The following is an 8,665-nucleotide window of genomic DNA, read 5'->3' as shown; positions in this document are numbered from 1 at the left end:
AAGAAAAAATCAGAAAAACCGCCTCAACTGAAGATTTTCTTGGCCCACTTAAGAAAATCCTGACCAAGGGCAGAGAATTAAGGATTTGCCACGGACACACGGCTGGACGCGTGTGGACTACAGGAATAGTGAAAGGCATCGACGATGCGGTCGAATACACCTCAAATCACCTTCGCGACGTCCCGACTGACATAACGTCTTTTCCATTCTCCCTATGATGAATCTCCCTCTAGCCACAAACAGTAACCGGCCAGAAGCTGACATTAATGAACTGAAATGCTCAGCCCATGATTGAGCGTAGACACACTGCTGATTACTTCGTATTCTCGGAAATATTTTGTCGTGACTCTTTTGCCCTTCTCGCGTGACTAGCGCTTGGAATAACGGACCAAAGGGTTATTCATAGACAAATAGAACTATGCGGCACAAGTGCCCGAAAGAATCGGCCACTTCTGCGTACCAACTGTTAAGTTAGGTTTGTTTTTAGAGCGAAAAAATGCGTTATGGCAGGTATATATGAAACACTGGACTGAGCCAAACGGGATACTTTTAATTCAAATCCCAATCGATTGGCAGTATCTTAATTCAGGCCATGGCGACTATGAAGAGAGGTCGCCTTACGGCTTTCAGCTTTATGAAGACCCCGTAGGCTGCTTTCAGTTAAGTTGCTATCCGTTGAGCGAGCTTGCGCCTAGCATCGCTAAAGCTAATCCAAACGGAGTAAGAAAATTAAGCTGGAAGGAGTCCAGGGAAGATGATTCCGAATTTTGCACACATCTGTTTTTTGGAGCTTATTATGATCAAGCATTGATAGGCAAGTATATCTACGATGCGGCCCTTGAAGGCGACAAGAGGATTGATGAACAGCTCGCAATTGTGAATAAAGTTCTATGCTCAGTTGTGATTGTCCCAGAGAATGATCGTAAACTAGCTGCTGATCTCGATAAGTTTGATCGATTCACAGGATCTCTTGCGGCGTCACACGATCTTCTATACACAGCAATTAACGCAGTGGCATGCATTGAGATTATTGCGATTGCAGCGAATCAAATAGATGCATATTTAAGATTGAGCCTGGTAATTGCAAAGCAGCTGGAGGAAAAGACGGATCATATCGAAACCAGATACCTTTACCAAGCAGATGGTGAAAAGGGAATAATGGAGAGAAAGGTCTTCGAAGATGCTTTAAAATCTCAAATAATTGATTTGGAAACTTTCGACAGTTTAAATGAACTCTACAATTTGAGAAATCGAGTTATTCACCGATACATAATCTCAGATATCAAATCGCGTGATCTTGTCGGGATTGCTGGAAAGTATCTAAATGCTTTGGAAAAAACACGTCTAATCCTTCGCGACTTCGAGCAGAGACAAGCGGTCGTGCCTTATGGGGTATACGGAGCGAAGCTTGGTAAAACTCCTGTTACGGACGACGCTATAAGAAGCTTACATGCGAGCGCAAATGACAAGCATCTTCTAGAAAAATATAAAAGAAACGTAAGTAACAGAAAAAACTAACAACACCCGCAGGTCACACTTGACCCACCGTATACTTTTATTAGCACAAAAATCGGTCATTCCCTCAAAACAACTGGCGTGTACGTTAGTGACTGCTTTCGATCCTAAGCAGCCAGTCGGAACTGTCCACGAAACCATGGGCGATTCATCACAATTTTGAACGTCATCAAGATCGCCTAAGCATTAAATATAAAGCCTATAGTCCTACTAGAATTAGCAGGGCTATAGGTCTCACAAATTCCTCTTAAAAACTAATCAATTATACAAACGAAATGGTAGGTCTTCTGCGACGGCTTGCCCAGGAGTGCAGAGCCACTGCCACACTTGTTGTTGTGTTAGGCCTCCCTCGCACAGTCGCAATAGAGCCTCACCCAAATCCCCGCTTTCAACCACGCTTAACCGGCCACAGAATGCAATTTGTTGTGGCACACTCGGATCTACTCCGGGATGGCAAAGAGTTACGCAAAAACAATCTTTATAGCCATGTATTTCGGAGGCCGCTAAAACCTCTACCGCTTTATTGTAATCGACAAGCTTATCTCCCTCTTTCGATTTTAGCTCAACCACAACAGAAGGCGAATCGAAGAATTTGACTAGATAATCGGGCGCACCAGTTTTAGTCTTGTCATCTAATTTCTCAAACGCTACACCTAGCTGTACAAGAACCTGCTCGAACGCCACCTCAAACGCATCACCTTTTGCCTCATAATAGCTCTCAATTAGAACCTTGCTATCGCATCTGCTAGCTCGTTTTAGATGCCTTACAGACATTCGCTTTCGCTGGTCAACTTTCCAATCTCGACAAGCATCCCGTACCCAATTTGCTTTAGCTTGAGCATTAGGCTTAGATTTAACAAAAGCTAAAACTCTTGCTGCGTTCGCCTCAGGACTGCCAAGCATAAGCAATTGCGGCGTTGTGATTCCATGCTGCTTCAGGAGCAACATTTCATGTCTATATAGCTTTAAAGCACTACCCGCCGCAGATACCCCCGTCATCCAGAGAATGTCGTCCGGCAATCCTTCTTGGACTCTGTATGCTAATCTTCGAATGTAGCGCGTTAACTTAGATATAGCGCGCAGCAAAGTGTCATCCACTCTTAATTGTGGCGGACGAAGAACTGGCGGCACGCGCTTATCGGCGGCGGACATAGCTATCCCAGCTAGGCCCTGTAGGACCCAGGATAGGTTTCTGTTCATTTCTTTTATAGCGCCAGCACTCAGAGATTTAACTTCACGCTCAATTGCCCTAATCTCAACGCCGCTAGTCCACTTCTGGCACAACCATGCCGCATTAGTAGGTACTGGATCAACTTGCCAAATTGATTCCATTAAGTCATCTGCGAGGTGCTGCGCATCATAAATGGGATCTTTCAACGGATAAGGCAGGAACCGAGTAGGTTTAACTCCATTTCTCGGACGAAATTCAGGGCTAGATAAACATGCAGAAAAAACAAGCATCTCCAGCCTAGACTTGAGATCCGCCGATTCAAGCTGCCCAATTAGCTCTGCCAAATAAAGCGACTTCCTAGACAGAAAGTTGATTAAATACACCCCGGTTTCAGGTAGTAAACCACTGAACCCGACCGCTCGCCCTACTGGCGTAGGGCTCAAATCCCCACCAGACGTTTCAACGACGAAACCAGCATCAATCAACCCAGTCAGTGCAACACCTATTTTACTCGGCCACGTCTTAAATGCAGTTAAGTTATTATCTTCTTCCCTTAACGCACTGAATGTTGTGCAAACAAGTTCTTCAAGCTCGGCTCTGTTGTTGCACAATCCTGAAGATATCAGTTGCAGTGAAAGCTGACCAAACCTAGCAGGTACAATTCGCGCTTTGATTTCAGGAAGCTGCTCTATTGATAGATAACTTGTAGCTAATGCTCGTTGCGGCCCGGTACCAAAGTATATTACACGCCCTTCTGCATGTTCAAAACCCATACGCCCGACCCGCCCGGACATGTTGTGGAACTCTGCGCTATCTATCGCGACATACTGCCTTTGCTGGCCGTCCCAGCGTTCCCAATTAGCAAATATTGCAGCCCCTAGAGGGAAATTCACACCTGCTGCTAAAGTACTTGTAGCAAATACAACATCCAGCTTATTTTCCGATAAATATCTTTCAACTATTCCTCGCTCTTCGTCAGTCAGATCCGCGTTATGACTCGCAACTCGAAGACCGAGAATCTTCGCCAACATCGTGTTAGCTGAAGTTTCAGGCAGGGTATCAAACTCTAACGACAGCTGTCCTTGCTTACCCTTGTGGTATGAGGCTACAAAAGCCTCAGCAAGATCATAAGTATCTTGCTTTTTCATGCAAAAAACTATGATTGGAAGCGGTGGATTATCTTGCTTAAGCAGATATGTTAAAGCTGAAATCGTTTCGGCTTTAACTCCAACAGGCAGTCTCCTATCCGATTCCATCACATCAGGCTTCGCACTACTTACTGAATAGATCTGATCGCCAATCCAACATTCATACCGTAGATGTTTTTCGCGCTTTCGCTCGAAAATAAGCTGAACACGCAGCCAGTTCGCTAAGTCCTGGGCGTCCTTGCTTTTTAAAACTGCTGACAATCCTACAAACTGTTTCCAACCCGCATTCCGCATAAGTGTCAAAAGGACTTCAACATTTTGCCCGCGGTTTTCGTCTCCCATCAACTGAATTTCATCGCACACAACAATCGTATTCTGCATGCTTTTCGGCACCCCAGATGCCGACAGTAGCGCTAAATATTTTTCATATGTAGCAATTACCACAGGAGCACTTAGAGGAGCCGCAGAATACTGTCCCGTAGCATCTTCGACATAGTCCCCCGTGGCAATAACCATGGAAGCCCCATCGCCCTCCAGATATCTGTCCAACAACAACATTTTAAAGTCTTCAAATTTCTGCTTGGCCAGTGCGCGATGGGTCACCAGATAGACTGTTTTATTCCCAGTGAGTAGTCCTTCAGCTATAGCCCAGAGCCCAATTTGGGTCTTTCCGGTGGAGGTAGGGGAAACTACCAACATATTTTGTCCATGCGCCACGCCAGACTCCAACGCGAGGTACTGAACATCAGTGAGGGAAATCGCCCCCTCGGATCGGTAGACCAACCCATCGGCCACAGATGCGGACAGACCGTGTTCTACTGGAAAGGTATCCCTCATGTCTAGTAACTCCTGTATGCGTTTGGGTGCAAGCGTCCAGAGCAATCTGGGCGCCGAGTATCCGAATCCGACAGAAGCATACGTAGCATTAAATGGCCATATTGGCCATCCTACTAAGCGTCAGAGCGGCTATCTGGGAAAGGCAGGGCTGTAAAATGCATAGCCATATAATATGTAACTACCTAATTTTTATTAGAATTACGCTGATTCATGTGCTGGATTCGCTTTTTTGGGTCCCCGCTTTGAATCGCTTCTAGTTTCTCAGAGACCGAATGACTGTTATGGCCGTTAGCGGTCGGATTGTTTGTCCAACCGGGCGACTTTCTCTGGTCGACACCATCACCCAACACGCCGCCTGCGAGGTGGCCCTCGAGCATAAACATGGCCTACCGGACCGCCCGGCCTTACTGGCCCAACTCATCCAGACCGGCAACCATTTCATGCTCCCCAGCTACATCCCCGCCTGCTGGGCGACCTTGCGGCGCTGGCAGGAAGCGCACATAACCGGAAGCCCACTGGCGACAAAACGCGAATATGAATGGATCGACAATGCGCTGGCACGCATTACCCAACAGCTGCGTGATGCAGAGCGCTCCCTGGCGGGACGGAACGCACCCAATGGACGTAGCGAAAGCGACATCAACATTGCGCTCATTCGCGAGGTCGACAAGCTGCACAGCACCCGCGCGCGTCTGGCTACGTTGCGCACTGCATCGGTCAGCGAAAAAGACGTCTATGGGAGCTTGTCGGAACACCCCGGGCAACTGGCACAAAACCTGACCCGCTGGCAGGCACACCCAGAAAACAGGGAGGTGGAGCAACTGGCGATGGCACCGGCCCTGGATGACGACAGTGAATTGATCCGTGGTGCTCACGGGTACGCCATTGGTGAACCGTATACGCTGGATCTCGATTCAATCGTTTGACCGGCGTAGCCGCCCCCGAGCGAGGAGCAAGCACCGTCGCCAACCAGCTACAAGCCCGTCCTAACGCGCCCAGGATCCTTATAGGTCAAAAAATGATCTATGATTAGCTTATTAGGCTTATTTAGCTGTTCAGCTAAACACCTAGTTTGAGCTAAGGTATTGCTTCTCGCAGAGGTTTTGCTGGCCAGCTAAAGATGGGATTGGAGCTAAGATATGGAACGACATCATGATTGGGACTCCAAGCTTGAGGGTCAGGTCTTGGATAGCTTAGAGCACAGTCTCACTGACGCCTTTGGTCACGAGGCACACGTTAAAGTGCACTCAGGCCTAGATTTTTATCATGGGCATGAAGGCCTAAACGCAAGTCCCGACGGTGTGATCGAGCTGAGCATGTCAGCTAAAGACCTAAAGATCCTCGTCGAGGTCATTGGCAGTGCTTACCCGCGAGACATCCGAGACGCAGTCTGGCGCCTGGACAGTTTTGAACGAAATCGCCTCCGCGATGTGGATAGTGTCCGGATGATTGCAGCGGAATCGCTGAGTCCTGGCGCAAAGAAAGAACTGAAAGAGAGAGACATCGCATTTTTTGAGCTAGGTGGAAGCCTCTACCTAAAACATGGCCACTGGCTAGTTGATATACAGCGGCCATCAAAACCCAACACCTCAAGGCGAGCGATACAGCTTTTTACAGGTGCTCGCGAAAACGTCATTCATTCGCTGCTAATGCACAGTCATGAATGGCTGACGGGAACCGAGCTATCGAATTTGGCAGAAACCTCTCAGTACACCTGCTCACTGGTGCTTCAAGAGCTAACGCAGCGCGAATGGTGCGAGTCTGTAGGTGGAGGGCCGACCCGCCGGAGACGGTTGGTCAACCCTGGAGCCTTACTGGACGCGTGGGCCGAGCAATGGCAGGCGCGAGCACGTGAGAACTCATCCACTTGGTATACGTTTGTGGAAAGCTCAAAGCACCTACTTGCCCGGGTTGCAGAAACGGTTGCCGAAAAGCAGGTCGATTATCCATGGGCATTCACAGGTACCGCTGCTGGAAACATATTCGCCCCCTTGCTCACAAGCACAGACACCGTCGACCTGATTGTTCCTAAGGGGTATACGCAGGACATGGCGGATATGCTCGGGCTCAAGCCCGCAAAAAAAGGGTCGAACGTAACCATCACTGAGCGTGAAGGCGCTAGCTTGCTGTTCAGGCAGCCGCACCCTGAATACCCTGCATATTTTGCAAGCCCATACATTCTGTATCTTGATCTCCTTGATGGTAGAGGGCGAAACAAAGAGCTGGCTGAGCACATCAGGAATTTTTTGGAGGTTGAATGGGCAAGGAATTGAAACCCCGCACGGCTGCGGGGTACGACGCTGATGTGACGCACGCCTGTGAGAGGACCTTGCTTACGCTACTCAGTGCGTTTAGTCGGCGGCCTAGTGCCTCGCTACCTGACTCCAGAGGCGCCACCAGATGTGCCAACGCATGCGGGTACGTCTGATGTAGACATTGTGCTGAACCTGGAAGTCCTAGCGACCGGCGACGAATACGTTAGCCTTGCCGATCAGTTGAAGGCGCGAGGATTTGTACGTTGGGTCGAGAATGGAAAACCAACGTCTTGGAGATGGCGCAGACAAGTTGATGAGCATATTGAGGTCGTCGTAGAGCTACTGCGTGATGCCGGTGACGAGCAACCTGGAAAGGCCGTAAGCGTCAGCGGTGAGCAGGTCTCAGCACTCACCATTAAACACGCCAGAATCGTGCACGACTGGTATCAAGAAAAAGAGGTCGGTGCTCAACTGCTCGACAGTGGAGGAATGTCGGTCGATATCATACGTTTTGCAGACGTGCCTGCATTCGTGATTCTGAAAGCGCTTGCCCTTGACCAGCGGCAAGAGAACAAGGATGCAGCGGATCTCATCCATGTAGTTCGGTACTCAGGCTCACTTGAAAATGTTGCCAGGCTTTTTGTCGAGCGAATTCGCACGGGGCGGCATGGAGAGGCCGTAAGCGATGGGTTGGCTGCATTGGCCCGGCGCTTTGGCGATGATCATTTCAGCGAAGGTTTTGAAAAAGTAGGGGCAGTCGCATACGCACGGTTTCATGGCGGCGAAGATGAAGACGACCTCATTAGCGCACAGCGTTATGCGGCAGGCTTAATTCAAGGCTTGCTCGCAGAAATTGAAGCTCAAATGGCCTGACTTCAGGTTGTTCAAACACCTTGAGACTGCACTCTGGCATGACCGCTGTGCTGCCGCCATCGCGAGCAAGCTCGCTTCCACAAGGCGGTAGCGGTAAACGCGCATTCTGTGGCGAGGGGATTTATCCCGCTGGGCGGCGAAGCCGCCCCAAAAAAGCCGGCGCATTCCTACAGAAAAACCGCTGCACCACCGGGCGGGAGCGAGCGCCTTCGCCCCGAATCCTGGGCATTACGAAGGCTTGTTTATTCTCCCTCCGCAACACTTCCACCAAGCTACGAATCCTTGCGCCATTGCCTACAACTACGCCAGAATCCGCCCGCTTGTGCGCCTTGCCCCTGGGTTCTATCGTTTCCCTGCCACTGCCCATCAGTGGTCGGGTTTAGTAGCCCGGGGTTGTGTCAGTAAGATGTACGAGCTCTATCGAAACAGGTTCCTAACCTGTCCTTGATGGTGGCTGTGCGCAGGGCGCTTCGGCGCGCCGGCAATGCTGATCTCCCCGGTCTACTAACCTGCGTACAGCCGCCACCCTTCTTTTAGTAGGGAAGAGGTTGCGGCTTAACCATGGAGTATCAGCACATGTTCAAGCCAACACCAAATCCCCCCGAAGCAGATCGCACCTCTGCGTCCACCCAATCCAAAACGAAGAAACAAAACGAAGCAGAAAAGCGCGCCTTGGATTACTACCTGCTACCGAAACCGGAAAAGTCTGAAGATGCATCCAAACCGGACCAGCTCTTCACCGTGGCAAAAAATGCCGACAACGAATGCCTACTCGCCAACCTCAGCGAAAACCTGGCATCCGCCGACGCGATGATCAGCAACCTGGCTTTCGACCTGGAAGGCCCCCGCCGCCACATCGCCCTCGG

At 49.7% G+C, this 8,665-nt stretch carries 7 protein-coding genes; 6 read left to right on the top strand and 1 reads right to left on the bottom strand.

Annotated features, from left to right (window positions below; translation table 11 throughout):
* The coding region (locus BLQ55_RS32345; protein ID WP_218130132.1) for a hypothetical protein at positions 1-218 on the top strand (218 nt) is incomplete at its 5' end.
* Between the two features lie 211 nt (positions 219-429).
* A complete protein-coding gene (locus BLQ55_RS30885) occupies positions 430-1,518 on the top strand; it encodes a hypothetical protein (protein ID WP_256326676.1) in 1,089 nt (362 codons plus the stop codon).
* A 255-nt stretch (positions 1,519-1,773) separates the two neighbouring features.
* Here the strand turns inward: BLQ55_RS30885 and BLQ55_RS30880 are convergent, their stop codons facing one another.
* Positions 1,774-4,671 carry a DEAD/DEAH box helicase gene (locus BLQ55_RS30880; protein WP_092259492.1) on the bottom strand — a complete coding sequence of 966 codons (2,898 nt, stop codon included), beginning with the start codon at positions 4,669-4,671 and terminating at the stop codon, positions 1,774-1,776.
* Between the two features lie 272 nt (positions 4,672-4,943).
* Between BLQ55_RS30880 and BLQ55_RS30875 the strand changes: the two genes are divergently transcribed.
* The 4 genes from BLQ55_RS30875 to BLQ55_RS30860 form a co-directional block, all read left to right on the top strand.
* The gene (locus BLQ55_RS30875) at positions 4,944-5,597 is read left to right on the top strand and encodes a hypothetical protein (protein WP_176814273.1); all 654 of its coding nucleotides are present in this window, start codon (positions 4,944-4,946) and stop codon (positions 5,595-5,597) included.
* Between the two features lie 213 nt (positions 5,598-5,810).
* On the top strand, positions 5,811-6,944 hold the full coding sequence (locus tag BLQ55_RS30870; protein WP_092259489.1) for a type IV toxin-antitoxin system AbiEi family antitoxin: 1,134 nt from the start codon (positions 5,811-5,813) through the stop codon (positions 6,942-6,944).
* A gap of 165 nt (positions 6,945-7,109) precedes the next feature.
* Entirely contained in the window at positions 7,110-7,799 is a 690-nt protein-coding gene (locus BLQ55_RS32660) for a hypothetical protein (protein ID WP_256326675.1), read from the top strand.
* 576 nt (positions 7,800-8,375) lie between these two features.
* The coding region (locus BLQ55_RS30860) for a DUF6124 family protein (protein ID WP_092259486.1) at positions 8,376-8,665 on the top strand (290 nt) is incomplete at its 3' end.

This window comes from Pseudomonas sp. NFACC13-1 (assembly GCF_900104425.1).
Taxonomy (GTDB): domain Bacteria; phylum Pseudomonadota; class Gammaproteobacteria; order Pseudomonadales; family Pseudomonadaceae; genus Aquipseudomonas; species Aquipseudomonas fluorescens_AA.
Note: the sequence above shows the minus strand (reverse complement) of the source record. Positions and strands in the feature narration are given on the sequence as shown.

What these genes read in the sequence shown, in the direction of transcription:
- BLQ55_RS30875 (WP_176814273.1), top strand. Translation starts at nt 4,944, where the DNA reads ATGACTGTTATGGCCGTTAGCGGTCGGATTGTTTGTCCAACCGGGCGA.
- BLQ55_RS30880 (WP_092259492.1), bottom strand. Translation starts at nt 4,671, where the DNA reads ATGAGGGATACCTTTCCAGTAGAACACGGTCTGTCCGCATCTGTGGCC.
- BLQ55_RS30870 (WP_092259489.1), top strand. Translation starts at nt 5,811, where the DNA reads ATGGAACGACATCATGATTGGGACTCCAAGCTTGAGGGTCAGGTCTTG.